Source organism: Tenacibaculum insulae (assembly GCF_964512435.1).
Taxonomy (GTDB): domain Bacteria; phylum Bacteroidota; class Bacteroidia; order Flavobacteriales; family Flavobacteriaceae; genus Polaribacter; species Polaribacter insulae_A.
In genome coordinates, this window is sequence record NZ_OZ208512.1 from 556,954 (window position 1) to 574,658 (window position 17,705).

Consider the following 17,705-nt stretch of genomic DNA (forward strand, 5'->3'; position numbering starts at 1 on the left):
CGTTTAACTGTTTTTGCTTATTGCTTTTATAAAAATATCGTTGGCACTTGGTATTAACTCAACAAAATGTTGTACTTGCCCTTGAGTTGTTAAAAACGATAACAAATCGTTTGCCGAATTGCCTTCGGTTAATTGCACGTTTAATTTTAAACCATCATTTAATAATTTAAAATCTGCAGGTAATATCTTAAAACTCTCTTTTAACTTTGCTTCTACTTCCTTCGGATTTGCAGTATTTACGCCAACCTGAAAAGTATTAGTTCTAAATTGTTTTTTAATATCGTCTAATTTACCGTCTAAAATCTTGTTAGACTTATCTATTAAAGCAATATAATCACACATTTCTTCAACCGATTCCATTCGGTGTGTAGAAAAAATAATCGTAGCACCTTCATCACGTAATTGCAAAATTTCTTTGGCTATTAACTGTGCATTTATCGGATCGAAACCAGAAAAAGGTTCATCAAAAATTAATAACTTAGGTTGATGTAATACGGTTACAATAAATTGTATTTTTTGAGCCATTCCTTTCGATAGCTCTTCAATTTTTTTATTCCACCAAGCACCAATATCAAATTTATCAAACCAATATTTTAATCTTTTTTTGGCTTCCGATTTACTCAATCCTTTTAACTGCGCTAAATACAAAGCTTGTTCACCAACTTTCATCGATTTATATAAACCACGTTCTTCTGGCAAATAACCTATATATTCTATATGATTGGGCGCTAACTTTTCGCCATCCAAGATTATTTCGCCACTATCTGGCATCGTAATTTGATTAATAATTCTAATCAAAGATGTTTTCCCTGCTCCGTTAGGACCTAAAAGACCAAAAACACTTCCTTTAGGTATTTGTATTGATACATTATTTAATGCCGTATAATCGCCGTAACGCTTTACTACATTGTTAATTTCTAATAAATTATTCATTGATTTTATGATTGATTTACTCCGGTTTTATAAAAACCAGTATTGACAAACTTACATATTTTTATATTGATTTGTAACATCTTTATTATAAAGCTTAAATCTATAATAAAATGTTAAATTTACTATGCATGCATAACTTTTTTGATATTTACTATGCATGCATAATAAATTTTTATATCTTTGGCTGCACATGGATAAGGATAAATCAATAGATCACCAATTAAGAGCCACTTGGCAAGCTGTTGCAAAGATGTACAACGAGCAAGCTGCAAAGCACGACAGCACGATGGCAACTGCTTTTGTTTTATTGAATATAGATTTTGAAAACGGAACTCCATCAACAGCTTTAGGGCCTTTAATGGGCATGGAACCAACAAGTCTTTCGCGATTATTAAAAACCATGGAAGACAAAGGAGTTATTTGTAGAGAAAAAAGTGCTACAGATAGAAGAAGCGTTATTATTAAGTTGACGGATTACGGTAAAGAAATGCGTGAAGTATCAAAAGGGCACGTATATCAATTTAACAACGAAGTTAGAAAACATATTACTGAAGAAGAATTAAATATCTTCTTTAAAGTAACAACAACAATAAACAAATTGATTACAGAAAAGATGGTGTATAACAATACCAACAAAAAAGCTGTATAAAACAAACCAATAAAATGACAAGAAGAATTAAAAAAGTAGCAATCGTCGGTTCTGGTATTATGGGAAGCGGTATTGCATGTCATTTTGCAAACATTGGCGTTGAAGTCTTATTATTAGACATCGTTCCTAGAGAACTTAACGACAAAGAAAAGGCAAAAGGACTAACGTTAGAAGATAAAGCTGTTCGTAATCGTTTAGTAAATGACGCGTTAGCTGCTTCTTTAAAATCAAAACCATCTCCAATCTATTCTAAAAAATTTGCAAGTAGAATTACTACTGGTAATTTAGAAGATGACATTGCTAAAGTTGCAGATGTTGATTGGATTATGGAAGTTGTTGTTGAACGATTAGATATTAAAAAAATCGTTTTCGAAAAATTAGAAAAATATCGTACTCCTGGTACCTTAATTACTTCTAACACTTCAGGAATTCCTATCAAATTTATGAACGAAGGAAGAAGTGAAGATTTTCAAAAACATTTTGCAGTAACTCACTTTTTTAATCCTCCGAGATATTTAAAATTATTTGAAGTTGTTCCTGGACCAAACTGTAAGCCAGAAGTTACTGACTTTTTAATGGATTATGGTTCGAAATTTTTAGGAAAAACTTCAGTTTTAGCAAAAGACACCCCTGCTTTTATTGGTAACAGAATTGGAATTTTCGGAATCCAATCTTTATTTCACCAAGTAAAAGAATTAGGTTTAACTGTTGAAGAGGTAGATAAATTAACAGGGCCGGTAATTGGTCGTCCAAAATCAGCAACTTTCCGTACTGTTGATGTTGTAGGACTAGATACTTTAGTGCATGTTGCTAACGGTATTTACGAAAACTGCCCTAACGACGAAGCACACGAATTATTCAAATTACCAGGTTTCATCAACACCATGATGGAAAACAAATGGTTAGGTAGTAAAACAAAACAAGGTTTCTACAAGAAATCAGTAAATGCTGAAGGAAAGAAAGAAATCTTAACATTAGATTTAGACACGATGGAATATCGTTCTAAAAAACGCGCAAAGTTTGCTACTTTAGAATTAACTAAAACTATTGACAAACCAATTGATCGCTTTAAAGTATTAGTTGGCGGAAAAGATAAAGCGGGAGAATTTTACCGTAAAAACTTCGCAGCAATGTTTGCGTATGTTCAAAATAGAATTCCAGAAATTTCTGACGAATTATATAAAATTGACGATGCTATGAAAGCTGGTTTCGGTTGGGAAAATGGTCCTTTCGAAATTTGGGATGCTGTAGGTGTGGAAAAGGGTATCGAATTAATGAAAGCTGAAGGAAAAGAGCCAGCTGCTTGGGTTACCGAAATGGTAGCTAAAGGAGAAAAGTCTTTCTATACAGTAAAAGAAGGAGCTACTTATTATTATGATGTTCCTGCAAAAGCACAAACTAAAAAACCAGGTCAAGATTCATTTATCATTTTAGATAATATTCGTAAAACAAATGAGGTATTTAAAAACTCAGGTGTTGTTATTGAAGATTTAGGAAACGGTATCTTAAACTGTGAATTCCAATCTAAAATGAACACTATTGGTGGCGATGTTTTAGCTGGATTAAATAAAGCAGTTGATTTAGCTGAAAAAGATTTTCAAGGATTAGTTGTTGGTAACCAAGGAGCAAACTTCTCGGTTGGAGCAAATATCGGAATGATTTTTATGATGGCTGTAGAGCAAGAATATGACGAATTAAACATGGCTATCAAGTATTTTCAAGATACAATGATGCGCATGCGTTATTCTTCAATTCCTACAATATCAGCTCCACATGGAATGGCTTTAGGTGGTGGATGTGAATTATCATTACATGCTGACAAAGTTGTTGCTGCTGCTGAAACCTATATGGGATTAGTAGAATTTGGAGTAGGAGTTATCCCTGGTGGTGGTGGTTCTAAAGAAATGGCTTTAAGAGCTTCTGATACTTTCCGTACAGGAGACGTTCAATTAAATGTATTGCAAGAGTATTTCTTAACCATTGGTATGGCTAAAGTAAGTACTTCTGCTTATGAAGCTTATGACTTAGGTTTATTACAAAAAGGTAAAGACGTAGTAGTTGTAAACAGAGATCGTCAAATTGCTGAAGCGAAGAAACATGCAGTATTAATGGCCGAAGCTGGTTATACACAACCTGTTTCGCGTAAAGATGTGTTAGTTTTAGGTAAACAAGCATTAGGTGCATTTATGGTAGCTACCGATTCTATGCAAGCAAGCAAGTTTATTTCTGAACACGATCAGAAAATTGCAAATAAATTAGCCTATGTAATGGCTGGTGGAGATTTATCAGAACCAACAAAAGTTTCTGAACAGTATTTATTAGACATCGAACGTGAAGCGTTCTTAAGTTTATGTACAGAGCGCAAAACATTAGAGCGTATTCAACACATGTTAAAAACTGGTAAACCATTAAGAAACTAAAAAAAATGAAAACAGCATATATAGTAAAAGGATATAGAACTGCCGTAGCAAAGTCTAAAAGAGGTGCGTTCAGATTTAAAAGAGCTGATGAGTTAGCTGCTGAAACTATCGAATATATGATGGAGCAGTTACCTGATTTTGATAAAAGTCGTATTGACGATGTAATTGTTGGTAACGCGATGCCAGAAGGTTCTCAAGGTTTAAACATGGCGCGTTTAATTTCTTTAATGGGATTAAAAACTGAGGATGTTCCTGGGGTAACCGTAAACCGTTTTTGTTCTTCAGGAATAGAAACTATTAGTATGGCAGTTGCTAAAATTCAATCAGGAATGGCTGAATGTATTATTGCAGGTGGAGCTGAAAGTATGAGTTCTGTACCAATGACAGGTTTTAAACCAGAATTAAACTACGATACTGTAGCTGCAGGTCATGCAGATTATTACTGGGGGATGGGAAATACTGCCGAAGAAGTGGCACAGAAATATAACGTTTCTCGTAAAGACCAAGATGAGTTTGCATTACAATCGCATTTAAAAGCATTAAAAGCACAAGAAGAAAACCGTTTTCAAGATCAAATTGTACCAATTAAAGTAGAAGAAACTTATGTTGATGCAAAAGGAAAACGTGCAACAAGAGCATATACAGTAACTAAAGATGAAGGACCTCGTAAAGGATCTAACATTGCAGGTTTAGAACGTTTACGTCCTGTATTTGCTACTAACGGAAGCGTTACCGCTGGTAACTCATCACAAACAAGTGACGGAGCTGCTTTTGTAATGGTTATGAGTGAAGATATGGTTAAAGAATTAAACCTTAAACCTATTGCTCGTATGGTAAGTTATGCTGCTGCAGGAGTACCTCCAAGAATTATGGGTATTGGTCCAGTTGCTGCAATTCCAAAAGCATTAAAACAAGCAGGGTTAAAACAAGAAGACATTAGCTTAATTGAATTAAACGAAGCATTTGCTTCGCAATCATTAGCTGTAATAAGAGAATTAGGTTTAGATGCCGATATTATTAACGTAAATGGTGGTGCTATTGCATTAGGACACCCATTAGGTTGTACGGGAGCTAAATTATCAGTTCAATTATTTGATGAAATGCGTAAACGCAATATGCAAGGAAAATACGGTATGGTAACGATGTGTGTAGGTACTGGACAAGGTGCTGCAGGTATTTTCGAATTCTTAAACTAACAAAAAAACAAAACAAAAATGGCAGATTTATTAAGAGGAGGTCAATTCCTTGTAAAAGAAACAAAATGTGAAGATATATTCACTCCAGAAGATTTTTCTGAAGAACAAGTAATGATGAAAGAAGCGGTTAAAGAATTTAACGACCGTGAAATCATTCCTCATAAAGAACGTTTTGAAAAGAAAGACTATGCTTTAACTGAAGAAACTATGCGTAAAGCTGGTGCTTTAGGTTTCTTAGGTGTAGCAGTACCTGAAGCTTATGGCGGATTAGGAATGGGATTTGTTTCTACCATGTTAACCTGTGATTATATATCAAGCGGAACAGGTTCTTTTAGTACTGCTTTTGGTGCACATACAGGTATTGGTACGATGCCTATTACTTTATATGGTACCGAAGAACAAAAACAAAAATACGTACCTGCTTTAGCAATGGGTGAGCGTTTTGGTGCTTATTGTTTAACAGAGCCAGGTGCAGGATCGGATGCTAACTCTGGTAAAACTACTGCTGAGTTAACTGAAGACGGAAAACATTATAAAATTAACGGTCAAAAAATGTGGATTTCGAATGCAGGTTTTGCTGAAATCTTTATCGTTTTTGCGCGTATTGGTGATGATAAAAACATTACTGGTTTTATCTTAGAATATGATAAAGCAAACCCTAACGGAGTAACTTTAGGTGAAGAAGAACATAAATTAGGTATCCGTGCATCTTCTACACGTCAAGTATTTTTTAATGATACTTTAGTTCCTGTTGAAAATATGCTTTCTACTCGTGGTGGTGGATTTAAAATTGCCATGAACGCCTTAAATGTTGGTCGTATTAAATTGGCTGCTGCTTGTTTAGATTCTCAAAGAAGAGTTATTTCTTACGCTACGCAATATGCTACTGAACGTAAGCAATTTAAAACTCCTATTGCAGAATTTGGAGCAATTAAAATGAAATTAGCAGAAATGGCTACTAACGCTTATGTTGGCGAGTCTGCTTCTTACAGAGCTGCTAAAAATATTGAAGATAGAATTGCAATTCGTGAACAAGAAGGAAGCTCTCATCAAGAGGCTGAATTAAAAGGTGTTGAAGAGTATGCTATTGAATGTTCTATCTTAAAAGTTGCTGTTTCTGAAGACGTACAATCTTGTGCAGATGAAGGAATCCAAATTTTTGGAGGAATGGGATTCTCTGAAGAAACTCCGATGGAATCTGCTTGGAGAGATGCTCGTATTGCACGTATTTACGAAGGTACTAACGAAATTAACAGATTATTATCTGTAGGGATGTTAGTTAAAAAAGCAATGAAAGGTCATGTTGATTTATTAGGGCCAGCAACAGCTGTTGGTAACGAATTATTAGGTATTCCTTCTTTTGATACACCAGATTACTCTGAATTATTTGCTGAAGAGAAAGAAATTATCGCAAAACTTAAAAAAGTATTCTTAATGGTTGCCGGTGGTGCTATTCAAAAATACGGAACAGAATTAGAGCAACACCAACAATTATTAAATGCTGCATCTAACATATTAATTAAAATTTATATGGCAGAATCGGCTATTTTAAGAACTGAAAAGAACGCAAAACGTTCTGGTGAAGCTTCTCAAAAAGAACAAATTGCAATGTCTCAATTATACTTATACAATGCTGTTGATGTAATCATTAAAAACGCTAAAGAAGGAATTGTTTCTTTTGCTGAAGGTGATGAGCAACGTATGATGTTAATGGGCTTAAAACGTTTTACAAAATACGCAAACTACCCTAATGTAGTTGAGTTACGTAATACTATTGCTGAGAAATTAAAAGCAGAGAATAAATACTGTTTCTAAATAAAATTAAAATAGCTTTTATTATGTTATTGTCTGATAAGCTATTTAAAAAATCTTCTATAACTATATAGGTTTTAGAATTTAGTTGTTTGTTTAAAGATCGTCAAATTAAATTTTGGCGGTCTTTTTTTATTTAACCTTTGTTTATATTAAAAAAGCACATGTTAAATGCATATTAAAACACCTATTTACCAATTGATAAAAAATCGAATTAACGTATATTGCAAGTCTATTATAAAGAGGTTATCATGCAAGAAAGTAAAGTAATAAATTATATTAAAAATGTTTTAAAAAACATGCCTGTTGGATGGTTAAACACAACAACACATCGGCTAGATATTTATAATGAAAGTTTAGCAAAGACTGAATTTTTAGAACAATTTGAAGCTTTATTTAACACTAATGATTCTAATGCAATTAGTTTAAACCAATTACCTACTGCTTATGATTACATAAGATTAGGTCACCCTTTATCATGTGTATTAGAGTGGTTTGTTGCCAAACAAAACGAACTTAACTTTAAAAATGTAATTAGTTTCGACTCTAAAACAATTCCTGTTTTAGCTATTTTAAGAAAAAATTTATTAGAAAATAAAAACACTCAAATTTTATATACAGATAAGCTTCCTGATTCTTTTGACATTGACTTAATTAAAAATATTTACGGATATCAATTCGAATTAAAAAAAATTGAAACTCTCAACAAGGTTTCTGACTTTAACGGAAGTACTGTTTTTATTACTGACGAAAACAACATCTCCAATATAAATCTAAATACTAATATCGATTTTTTTATCAATACTTATAATAATTTAGGAAGTATTTTATTAGTAAACGGAAAACAAAATGAGGCTTATATTTCAGACATACAGCATGTAAGAAGAAGAGAAACCATTGCCATGACACCTGCTAATTGTTTAGCTATTTTAAATGCTTTGGTTAAAAATTCTACCATCAAAACAACTTTAGATGATCTTCAAAAAAATAAAGAAAGTGTTTTAAATTCAATTCAAAAAATTACAGGTACAAATACCAAACCATTGGTTGCTTCGAGCGGATTATCAATTCAATATGCAATTTTAATGGGTTTAATTCATGATGCAAAAGAAAATCATAAAGGAAAAACTATTAAAATTATTGTTCCTCCAAATTGTTATGGTGGTACCAATGACCAAGCAAGACGTGTTGCTGCTTGTATTAAAAATGTAGAAATTGTTGATTTACCTGTTGATGGTGATAATGATATGGTACAAAGTATTGATATTGTTTTAACAGCTGCTGCAAATAAAAATGCGATACCTTATATTATTGCAGAAATACCTACCAACCCAAGAGTTGAAGTTCCTAATTTATTAGATTTAAGAAACGTTTTAAGTAAAGAACGTAAAACTAAAACTGGAACAATTGCTATAGACCCTGTTTTTATTTTAGACCAAACATTTTGTCCGAATGTTCAATTTTTAGGTAAAAATGATATCCTTTCAACAGTTAGAACTATTTCGTTTGCAAGTGGGTCTAAATTTCCGAGCGGAGGAAAATGTACCGCTGGTTATTGTGTAGGAAATGAAAGTACCATTACTTTAATGGAAAAAATTGCGCTGCATTTAAATATTTGTGATAATGAAGCTACAGCTCTACAATATAAAATCTTAGCAGATCAATTACCTTCAATGAACCAACGAATAAATGATGCATACAAATACACTCGTGAATTTGTAAACTTTATTAACGAAGTATTACCTGATGCTAAAATAAATTTCGTTTCAGAAGAACTAGCCAATGAAGGATTTACACCTTCTGTTTTTTCGTTAGACCTTCCTACAAAAGGAGCTACTGATGAAGAAAGAGAAACTTATAAAAGAGCTTTAAACTTAAAGTTGATTAATTTAATGATTAGTGAAATTCCGAATGAAAGTAAATACTGTGTAAGCTACGGACAATTAAAAGGGTGTTACTGGACCATACCAGCAACCTCAACACAAGGAACCACTAAAGAAGGAGATAAAGATTATATAGCACGTGTAGCGCTTTCGCCAAACATGGATTTAGAATTACATCAAAAGGTTTTCTTAGATTTTGTTAAAAGTATTTAATTATGAATATAAATGAAGAATTTAAAACTATAGAAAATTATTTTTCTCCTAAAATAATATCCGAAGTTAATGATCAATATGTAAAGTTAGCGAAGATTAAAGGTGAAGATATCCCTTGGCATAATCATGAAAATGAAGATGAATTATTTTATATTTCAGAAGGTTCTTTATTGATGGAAATTGAAAACGAACCCAGTTTTACAATGAACAAAGGAGATTTATTTGTAGTTAAAAAAGGAATCAATCATCGTGTTTCTGCAAAAAATGAATGTTTAATTATGTTGATTGAAAGTAAAACAACAAAACATACGGGTAGTGTAAAATCTACTATAACTAAATCATTAGAAGACCAAAATTATTAAACATAAAAAAAAGCTTACCAATTTGGTAAGCTCTTTTTTATCCTTTAATGTAACTTAATTACTTATTCTAAAGCACCTAAATAACGTTCAGCATCTAAAGCTGCCATACAACCTGAACCTGCCGCTGTAACTGCCTGACGGTATTCTTTATCTTGAATATCACCCGCTGCAAAAACTCCAGGTAAATTTGTTTTGGTTGATTTTCCTTTGGTTATTAAATACCCTACTTCATCCATATCTAAAACACCTTTAAATAAATCAGAATTTGGTTTATGTCCAATCGCTATAAAAGCTCCTGTAACAGCTATTTCTTTTTTATCTTTTGTTTGATTGTTTACAACACGAACACCTTCTACAACATCTTTCCCTAAAACCTCATCTAATTCAGTATTATATAATACTTCAATATTTGCTGTTTTAGCAACACGATGTTGCATTGCTTTTGATGCTCTCATATGATCTTTACGTACCAACATGGTAACTTTATTACAAATATTTGCTAAATAAGTTGCCTCTTCAGCTGCAGTGTCTCCTGCTCCAACCACAATAACATCTTGTCCTTTATAAAAGAAACCATCACAAGTAGCACATGCCGAAACTCCACCACCAATTAAACGTTGTTCACTTTCTAATCCTAAATATTTAGCAGTTGCACCTGTTGAAATAATAATTGTTTCTGCGTCAATTTCAATAGAATCATCAACAATAACTTTATGAATACCACCAACTTCAGTACTTAAGTCTACTTTAGTAACCATTCCAAAACGAACTTGCGTACCAAAACGTTCTGCTTGTTTTTGTAAGTCGTTCATCATTGCTGTTCCGTCAGTTCCATCTGCATATCCAGGGAAATTATCAACTTCAGTAGTTGTAGTTAACTGCCCTCCCATTTGCATACCTGTATACATAACAGGTTTCATATCTGCTCTTGCTGCATAAATTGCTGCGGTATACCCTGCTGGTCCTGAACCAATAATCAAACATTTAATTTTTTCTGCCATCGTTTAAATTTTTATGGAAATACAAATGTAATTTTTTTTTATTGCTATTGTCTTTTTTTAATATATAATTTGATTATTAGACGATAAACTAAAATTATCTTACGTTTAATAAATTTTTTATTTTTTTTGTTTCAGATGTGTTTATTTTTTATACATTTGCACACCGATAATTATTCGGGGTGTAGCGTAGCCCGGTCATCGCGCCTCGTTTGGGACGAGGAGGTCGCAGGTTCGAATCCTGCCACCCCGACAAAATTAATAATCAATTAACATCAAAACCTTGGTAATCGTAAGATTATCGAGGTTTTATGATTTTTAAGCAATCATAAGATTTGATATTATTTGATTAAAAAAGTGACCTATTCGGTTACCATTTTATAATAGGTATATAGGTAACCGAATTATTGATTTGACTTTCGTCAGTAAACAAATGTTTAACTAAAGACGAAAGATATGAAAACTTCGACAACGTTTAGTATTCTGTTTTGGCTCAAACTATCAAAAGCTAAAAATGGAAAAGCACCTCTTTATGCACGTATAACGGTAAATGGGAAAAGAGCAGAAATTAGCCTCAAACGAAAAATTAAAATTGAATTTTGGAGCTCTGCCAAAAACAAAGTAAAAGGAACCAACCAAGAGGCTCGAATTATTAACGCATATTTGGACCAGGTATCTTCAGAGCTTCACCAATCCAAAAACGAATTAAAATCCGAAGGTAAGATTACTTCAGCTCAAACCGTTAAGGCTCGTTACCTAAAAGAAGATGAACAAAATTATTCTTTAAATGATATCATAAAATATCATAATGAAGATATGGTAGGGAAACTCAAATGGGGTACTCAAAAAAATTACTTCACAACACAAGGGTACATTGCAGATTTCATTTTTGTAAAATATAAAGTTACAGATATGTATTTAAAGCAATTGGATTATAATTTCATTTTAAAGTTTGAAAAATACTTAAGAAATTTCACACCCACAGATCACCAAAAACCAATGGGTAACAATACTGTAATGAAGCATATTGAACGCTTTAGAAAAATGATTACACTATCTTATAAACTGGAATGGATTGAAAGAGATCCGTTTATAAACTTCAAATCTAAATTTGTAAAAGTAGAAAGAGGCTATTTAACTGAAATGGAATTGAACGAAATTGAAGAAAAAGATTATTCAATTGAAAGACTACAATTAGTAAAGGATCTATTTGTTTTCGCCTGTTACACCGGCTTGAGTTATATTGATGTAATAAACTTAACAGCAAGTGATATTAATTATGGTATAGATGGCGAGTTGTGGTTAATTATGAAAAGAGAGAAAACAAACAATGCCTTACGAATTCCTATACTACCTAAAGCACTTACTTTAATTAATAAGTATAAAGAAAATCCAAAATCATTAGCAAATGCTACTGTATTTCCAAAAATGTCAAACCAAAAATTAAATGCTTATTTAAAAGAAATAGCAGATTTATGCAGAATAGAAAAGAATCTAACATTTCATCTGGCACGACATACATTTGCTACAACAGTAACTTTAAGTAATGGCGTACCTATTGAAACAGTATCTAAACTTTTAGGTCATTCTCGCATTTCAACAACACAAATTTATGCTAAAGTGATTGAACGTAAGGTAAGTGATGATATGAAAACATTAAGAGCAAAATTTGAGAAAGGTGTAAAAACAACCAAAAACCAATCAAGTTTTATTTAAAGCAAAGTTAAAATCTATTCAAATTGAATTAAATTTTATACCTTTGTTTTCAATATGAAACAAGTATTCCATAAAATAATGTCACTTTTAATGGCTTTTGTAGTGTTATTTTCTACAATGTCATTTACTGTAGATATGCACTATTGTGGAGATACTTTAATGGATACAGCTATATTCCATAAAGCAGAAACCTGTGGAATGGAAATGGAAAACCCATTAACTGATGGGTGTTCTATAACAAAAAAGAATTGTTGTAGTGATGAACAATTAGCTGTTGATGGTCAAAATGAATTACAACTTCAAGTTGATAAAATTACTTTTGAGCAGCAGGTATTTATTGCTTCTTTCGTATATACTTACATTAACCTTTTTGAAGGGTTAGATAATAACGTATCTTCTTTCGAAGAATACGAACCACCACTTGTCGTCAAGCAAATCTTCAAGATTGACGAGACTTATTTAATTTGATTTTTAAACATTAGACTGTTTTATCCTATGGCTGTATGTCATAAGGATGATTTTTTGTATTCGGTGTTTTCTTAACACCTATGTCTAACTGTTTAATAATCAAAGACAATGCTAAATAAAAGCATCAAATTTTTAATAGAAAATAAACTCGTAGCAGTATTATTACTTGTTCTCTTTATAGGCTGGGGAACGGTAAATGCACCATTTAATTGGGAAACAGGATTTTTACCAAGTAACCCTGTAGCTGTAGACGCTATTCCCGATATTGGAGAGAACCAACAAATAGTATTTACTAAATGGGATGGTCGTTCACCACAAGATATAGAAGACCAAATAACCTATCCATTAACAACATCTTTACTCGGTATTCCAGGAGTAAAAACCATTCGTAGTTCGTCTATGTTTGGCTTTTCAAGTATCTATATCATTTTTGAAGAAGATATTGAGTTTTACTGGAGTCGTAGTAGAATATTAGAAAAACTCAACTCGTTACCAAGCGGATTATTACCCGAAGGTGTTAATCCTGCTTTGGGTCCAGATGCCACAGGATTAGGGCAAATTTTTTGGTACACATTAGAAGGTCGTGATGAAAACGGAAATGTAACAGGTGGTTGGGATTTACAAGAATTACGAAGTATTCAAGACTACTATGTTAAATATGCACTATCGTCTGCAAGTGGCGTATCAGAAGTGGCATCAATTGGTGGTTATGTACAAGAATACCAAGTAGATGTTAATCCGGAATTAATGCGTCAATACAATATTGGTTTACATCATATTGTAAAAGCAGTAAAAGAAAGTAATAAAGATATTGGTGCACAAACTTTAGAAATTAATCAAGCCGAATATTTAGTTAGAGGTTTAGGTTATGTAAAATCTATTTCCGACATAGAAAATGCAGTAGTTACTTCCGAAGATTACACAGCGATTAAAATTAAAGACATAGGAAAAGTGTCTTTAGGTCCTGCAACTCGAAGAGGATTACTGGACAAGGAAGGTGCAGAAGTTGTTGGTGCTGTCGTAGTAGCGCGATATGGTGCGAATCCAATGGAAGTTATCAATAATGTTAAAGAAAAAATTAACGAATTAAGCGCAGGACTACCTTCAAAAGTATTAGCCGATGGCAGAACTTCACAAGTAACTATTGTTCCTTTTTATGACAGAACAGAACTCATTCAGGAAACTTTAGGGACACTTAATGAAGCCCTAACATTAGAAATACTAATTACTATTTTAGTTATAATCATTATGGTATTTAATCTTCGAGCTTCTGTATTGATTTCTGGCTTACTACCAGTTGCTGTATTAATGGTTTTTATAGCAATGAAACTCTTTGGTGTAGATGCTAATATTGTGGCTTTATCAGGTATCGCTATTGCTATTGGTACAATGGTAGATGTAGGTGTAATACTTTCAGAAAACATCATTAGGCATTTAGATGAAAACAAAGATAAACTGCCTATAAATAATGTGGTTTACAACGCAACAGCAGAAGTATCTGGAGCAATTGTAACAGCAGTTATGACAACCATTATAAGTTTTATTCCTGTATTTACAATGATTGGAGCTGAAGGAAAATTATTCAGACCATTAGCCTTTACTAAAACATTTGCTTTAACAGCTTCAATTATTGTAGCGTTGTTTTTAATTCCACCCTTTGCTGCATTTTTATTTAAAAAGAAAAACATTAAAACCAATTTCAAATATGTTTTAAATGGGGTTTTAATAGCATTAGGAATTATTGCCACAGTCTATGGTTATTGGTTAGGTTTAATCTTGGTAGCTTTTGGAGTTACAACACTATTAAGTGTTCAAAAAATGATAAGCGAAAAACAAGCAAATCTTATTAATATTATCATATCTGTATCTGCTATTGTGTTTTTATTAGCTGAATATTGGAGACCTTTAGGTGTAGATAAAAGCATCTTTTGGAATCTCATTTTTGTAAGTATTATTTGCTTTGGTTTATTAGGTGTTTTCTCATTATTCATAAGGTATTATACACGTATTTTAAAATGGTGTTTGAACAATAAACTAATATTCTTATCCATACCAACAGCTATTGTAATAGCAGGTTTTTTCATAATGAAAAATACAGGCAAAGAATTTATGCCATCTTTAAATGAAGGTTCTTTTTTATTAATGCCAACTTCAATGCCACATTCTGGAGTCGAAGAAAACAAACGTGTTTTACAACAGTTAGATATGGCTGTAGCAAGTATTCCAGAGATAAAAACCGTAGTTGGTAAAGCAGGTCGTACAGAATCAGCTTTAGATCCAGCGCCTTTGTCTATGTATGAAAATATTATTCAGTATAAATCAGAATATATGCTGAATAAAAACGGAGAACGTCAACGTTACAAAGTAAATAATGATGGTTTATTTGAATTAAAAGATGGACGTTTCATCGCTAATCCTAATAATACAGAAAATGTCACTTTGAGCGCTGTAGAAAGGTCGCAATTAATAGAAGATAATAATGGCGAATTTTATCGAAACTGGCGACCAGAAATAAAATCACCAAACGATATTTGGAATGACATTGTAAAAGTTACCAAGTTACCAGGCGTTACTTCTGCACCTAAACTACAACCTATTGAAACACGATTGGTAATGCTGCAAACAGGTATGCGTGCACCAATGGGAATAAAAGTTAAAGGTCAAGATTTAAAACAAATTGAAGCCTTTGGTGTACAGTTAGAAGGAATTTTAAAACAAGCTGATGGTGTAAAAGACGAAGCTGTTTTTGCAGACCGTATTGTAGGAAAACCTTATTTACTTATTGATATTGATAGGGAAAAAATTGCACGTTATGGTATATCTATACAAGATGTACAAGAGGTGCTAAAAGTAGCTGTTGGTGGTATGGTTTTAACCCAAACTGTTGAAGGTAGGGAGCGTTATGGAGTACGTGTTAGATACCCAAGAGAATTAAGAGCTAATCCAACCGATTTAAAGCAAATCTATGTGCCAGTTGAAAAAGGCAGTCCAGTACCATTAAGCGAATTGGCAACCATTAGATATGAACAAGGGCCACAAGTTATTAAGAGTGAGGATACTTTTTTAGTAGGCTATGTATTATTCGATAAAATGGATGGCTTTGCAGAAGTAAATGTTGTTGAAAATGCACAAGCTTTAATTCAGCAAAAAATAGATTCAGGCGAATTGGTAGTACCAAAAGGGGTTAATTATCAATTTACAGGAAGCTATGAAAATCAAATAAGAGCAGAAAAAACTTTATCGGTTGTAGTGCCTTTGGCATTGGCTATTATTTTCTTAATACTCTATTTTCAATTCCGTTCAGTAGGTACATCATTAATGGTATTTACTGGTATTGCAGTTGCTTTTGCAGGTGGTTTTTTAATGATCTGGTTATATGGTCAAGATTGGTTTTTAAACTTCAACTTTTTTGGCGAAAATCTGCGTGATTTATTTCAGATGCATCCAATTAATTTGAGTGTTGCTGTTTGGGTAGGCTTTATTGCACTTTTCGGAATTGCAACCGATGATGGTGTAGTTATGGCAACGTACTTAACTCAAATATTTGAAAGGAATACACCAAAAAACAAAAAGCAAATCAGAGCAGCTGTTGTTGAAGCAGGAGAAAAACGTATTAGACCGTGTTTAATGACTACTGCAACAACCATATTGGCATTATTACCAGTATTAACCTCAACAGGTCGTGGTAGTGATATTATGATTCCTATGGCAATACCAAGTTTTGGAGGTATGCTAATTGCCTTAATCACCTTATTTGTAGTACCAGTTTTATACAGCTGGAAAGCAGAAGCTCAACTAAAAAGAACATCAAAATGAAACATATAAAAACAATCTTTTTTCTTTTTTCTTTTCTCTTTGTTCTCAAAGGAAATGCACAAGAATTACAAACTTTAATCGATGAAGCTTTGGTAAACAATCCAGAGATTCAAAAATTCGAGTTACAGCACAAGAGAGTTTCAGAAAAAGTAAATGAAGTTAATACCATTCCAAATACCGAATTTGGAGTAGGTTATTTTGTAAGTGAGCCAGAAACAAGAACTGGAGCCCAACGCTTTAAAGTTTCTGCAAAACAAATGTTGCCTTGGTTTGGCTCAATAACAGCAAGAGAAAATTATGTAAGTTCTTTAGCTGAAACTAAATATGAAGATATTGTAATTGCCAAACGTAAATTAATGGTTTCGGTATCACAATCGTATTACAAGTTATATACTAATAAAGCAAAACAAAAAGTATTAACTAACAATATCGAACTCTTAAAAACTTACGAAACAATGGCTTTAACTTCTGTCGAAGTTGGCAAAGCTTCAGCAGTAGATGTGTTACGATTACAGATGCGTCAAAATGAATTACAACAATTAAAAGAAGTGTTGCAACAACAATTTTTAGCAGAACAAACAACCTTAAATAAACTTTTAAATAGAGAAAAAGAGGTTTCTATAGTTGTTGTTGATAAATTAAATATGCCTTCTGAAGATTTTGAAATCACTTTTGAAAATTTAGCATTGCATCCTGAATTATTAAAATATGATAAACTCTTTAAATCCATTGAACAATCAGAATTATTAAACCAAAAAGAAAGCAGTCCTATGATTGGTTTTGGATTAGATTATATCAATGTGGCGAAACGTCCAAATATGGACTTTAGCGATAATGGAAAAGATATTGTAATGCCAATGGTGTCTTTATCAATACCAATATTTAATAAAAAATATAAATCGAAAACAAAGCAAAACGAGTTACAACAGCAGGAAATTACTGCACAAAAACAAGAACGCTTAAATACTTTGGAAACGCTTTTAGATAAAGCAATAAAAGAAAGAGTGTCTGCAAGAATAAGTTATAAAACTCAAACCAAAAATTTGAAGCAAGCTAATGATGCAGAGCAAATATTAATCAAAAGTTACGAAACAGGAACAATTGATTTTAATGATGTTTTAGACATTCAAGAACTGCAATTAAAGTTTCAAATGAATCAAATAGAATCGATTAAAACTTATTATTTACAAACCACAATCATCAATTATTTAAGCAACTAAAAACAAGTATAATTTAAAA

At 32.4% G+C, this 17,705-nt stretch carries 12 protein-coding genes and 1 tRNA gene; 11 read left to right on the forward strand and 2 right to left on the reverse strand.

Annotated elements, in window-relative coordinates:
• Positions 1 to 3: 3 nt before the first annotated feature.
• A complete protein-coding gene (locus ACN5J5_RS02520; protein ID WP_418645767.1) occupies positions 4 to 933 on the reverse strand; it encodes an ABC transporter ATP-binding protein in 930 nt (309 codons plus the stop codon).
• 190 nt (positions 934 to 1,123) lie between these two features.
• Here ACN5J5_RS02520 and ACN5J5_RS02525 point away from each other — a divergent pair, with 190 nt between their 5' ends.
• The 6 genes from ACN5J5_RS02525 to ACN5J5_RS02550 all read left to right on the forward strand — a co-directional run bounded on the left by ACN5J5_RS02525 (position 1,124) and on the right by ACN5J5_RS02550 (position 9,468).
• A complete protein-coding gene (locus ACN5J5_RS02525; RefSeq protein WP_418645768.1) occupies positions 1,124 to 1,582 on the forward strand; it encodes a MarR family winged helix-turn-helix transcriptional regulator in 459 nt (152 codons plus the stop codon).
• 14 nt (positions 1,583 to 1,596) lie between these two features.
• Complete coding sequence (locus tag ACN5J5_RS02530; protein WP_418645769.1) at positions 1,597 to 4,002, forward strand: 3-hydroxyacyl-CoA dehydrogenase NAD-binding domain-containing protein; 2,406 nt, start codon at positions 1,597 to 1,599, stop codon at positions 4,000 to 4,002.
• 5 nt (positions 4,003 to 4,007) lie between these two features.
• A complete protein-coding gene (locus tag ACN5J5_RS02535; RefSeq protein ID WP_418645770.1) occupies positions 4,008 to 5,198 on the forward strand; it encodes an acetyl-CoA C-acyltransferase in 1,191 nt (396 codons plus the stop codon).
• A gap of 18 nt (positions 5,199 to 5,216) precedes the next feature.
• On the forward strand, positions 5,217 to 7,013 hold the full coding sequence (locus ACN5J5_RS02540) for an acyl-CoA dehydrogenase family protein (protein ID WP_418645771.1): 1,797 nt from the start codon (positions 5,217 to 5,219) through the stop codon (positions 7,011 to 7,013).
• A gap of 248 nt (positions 7,014 to 7,261) precedes the next feature.
• Complete coding sequence (locus ACN5J5_RS02545) at positions 7,262 to 9,106, forward strand: cystathionine beta-synthase (RefSeq protein ID WP_418645772.1); 1,845 nt, start codon at positions 7,262 to 7,264, stop codon at positions 9,104 to 9,106.
• Between the two features lie 2 nt (positions 9,107 to 9,108).
• Positions 9,109 to 9,468: a cupin domain-containing protein gene (locus tag ACN5J5_RS02550; RefSeq protein WP_418645773.1), complete on the forward strand. Its 360-nt coding sequence runs from the start codon at positions 9,109 to 9,111 to the stop codon at positions 9,466 to 9,468.
• 62 nt (positions 9,469 to 9,530) lie between these two features.
• Here ACN5J5_RS02550 and trxB read toward each other — a convergent pair whose 3' ends face one another.
• The gene (gene trxB / locus ACN5J5_RS02555) at positions 9,531 to 10,469 is read right to left on the reverse strand and encodes a thioredoxin-disulfide reductase (protein ID WP_418645774.1); all 939 of its coding nucleotides are present in this window, start codon (positions 10,467 to 10,469) and stop codon (positions 9,531 to 9,533) included.
• A 175-nt stretch (positions 10,470 to 10,644) separates the two neighbouring features.
• On the opposite strand from trxB, the gene ACN5J5_RS02560 reads away from it, so the two are divergent.
• The 5 genes from ACN5J5_RS02560 (at position 10,645) to ACN5J5_RS02580 (ending at position 17,686) form a co-directional block, all read left to right on the forward strand.
• Positions 10,645 to 10,719 (forward strand) — tRNA-Pro (locus ACN5J5_RS02560).
• A 203-nt stretch (positions 10,720 to 10,922) separates the two neighbouring features.
• Positions 10,923 to 12,182 carry a site-specific integrase gene (locus tag ACN5J5_RS02565; protein WP_068704605.1) on the forward strand — a complete coding sequence of 420 codons (1,260 nt, stop codon included), beginning with the start codon at positions 10,923 to 10,925 and terminating at the stop codon, positions 12,180 to 12,182.
• Between the two features lie 54 nt (positions 12,183 to 12,236).
• Positions 12,237 to 12,650, forward strand: coding sequence for an HYC_CC_PP family protein (locus ACN5J5_RS02570; RefSeq protein WP_068704607.1), 414 nt, complete (start codon positions 12,237 to 12,239; stop codon positions 12,648 to 12,650).
• Positions 12,651 to 12,758: 108 nt separating this feature from the next.
• Positions 12,759 to 16,466, forward strand: a complete 3,708-nt coding sequence (locus ACN5J5_RS02575; protein WP_068704609.1) for an efflux RND transporter permease subunit — start codon at positions 12,759 to 12,761, stop codon at positions 16,464 to 16,466.
• Complete coding sequence (locus tag ACN5J5_RS02580) at positions 16,463 to 17,686, forward strand: TolC family protein (RefSeq protein WP_068704610.1); 1,224 nt, start codon at positions 16,463 to 16,465, stop codon at positions 17,684 to 17,686. The genes ACN5J5_RS02575 and ACN5J5_RS02580 overlap by 4 nt, the downstream gene beginning before the upstream one ends.
• The last annotated feature ends 19 nt before the right edge of the window (positions 17,687 to 17,705 follow it).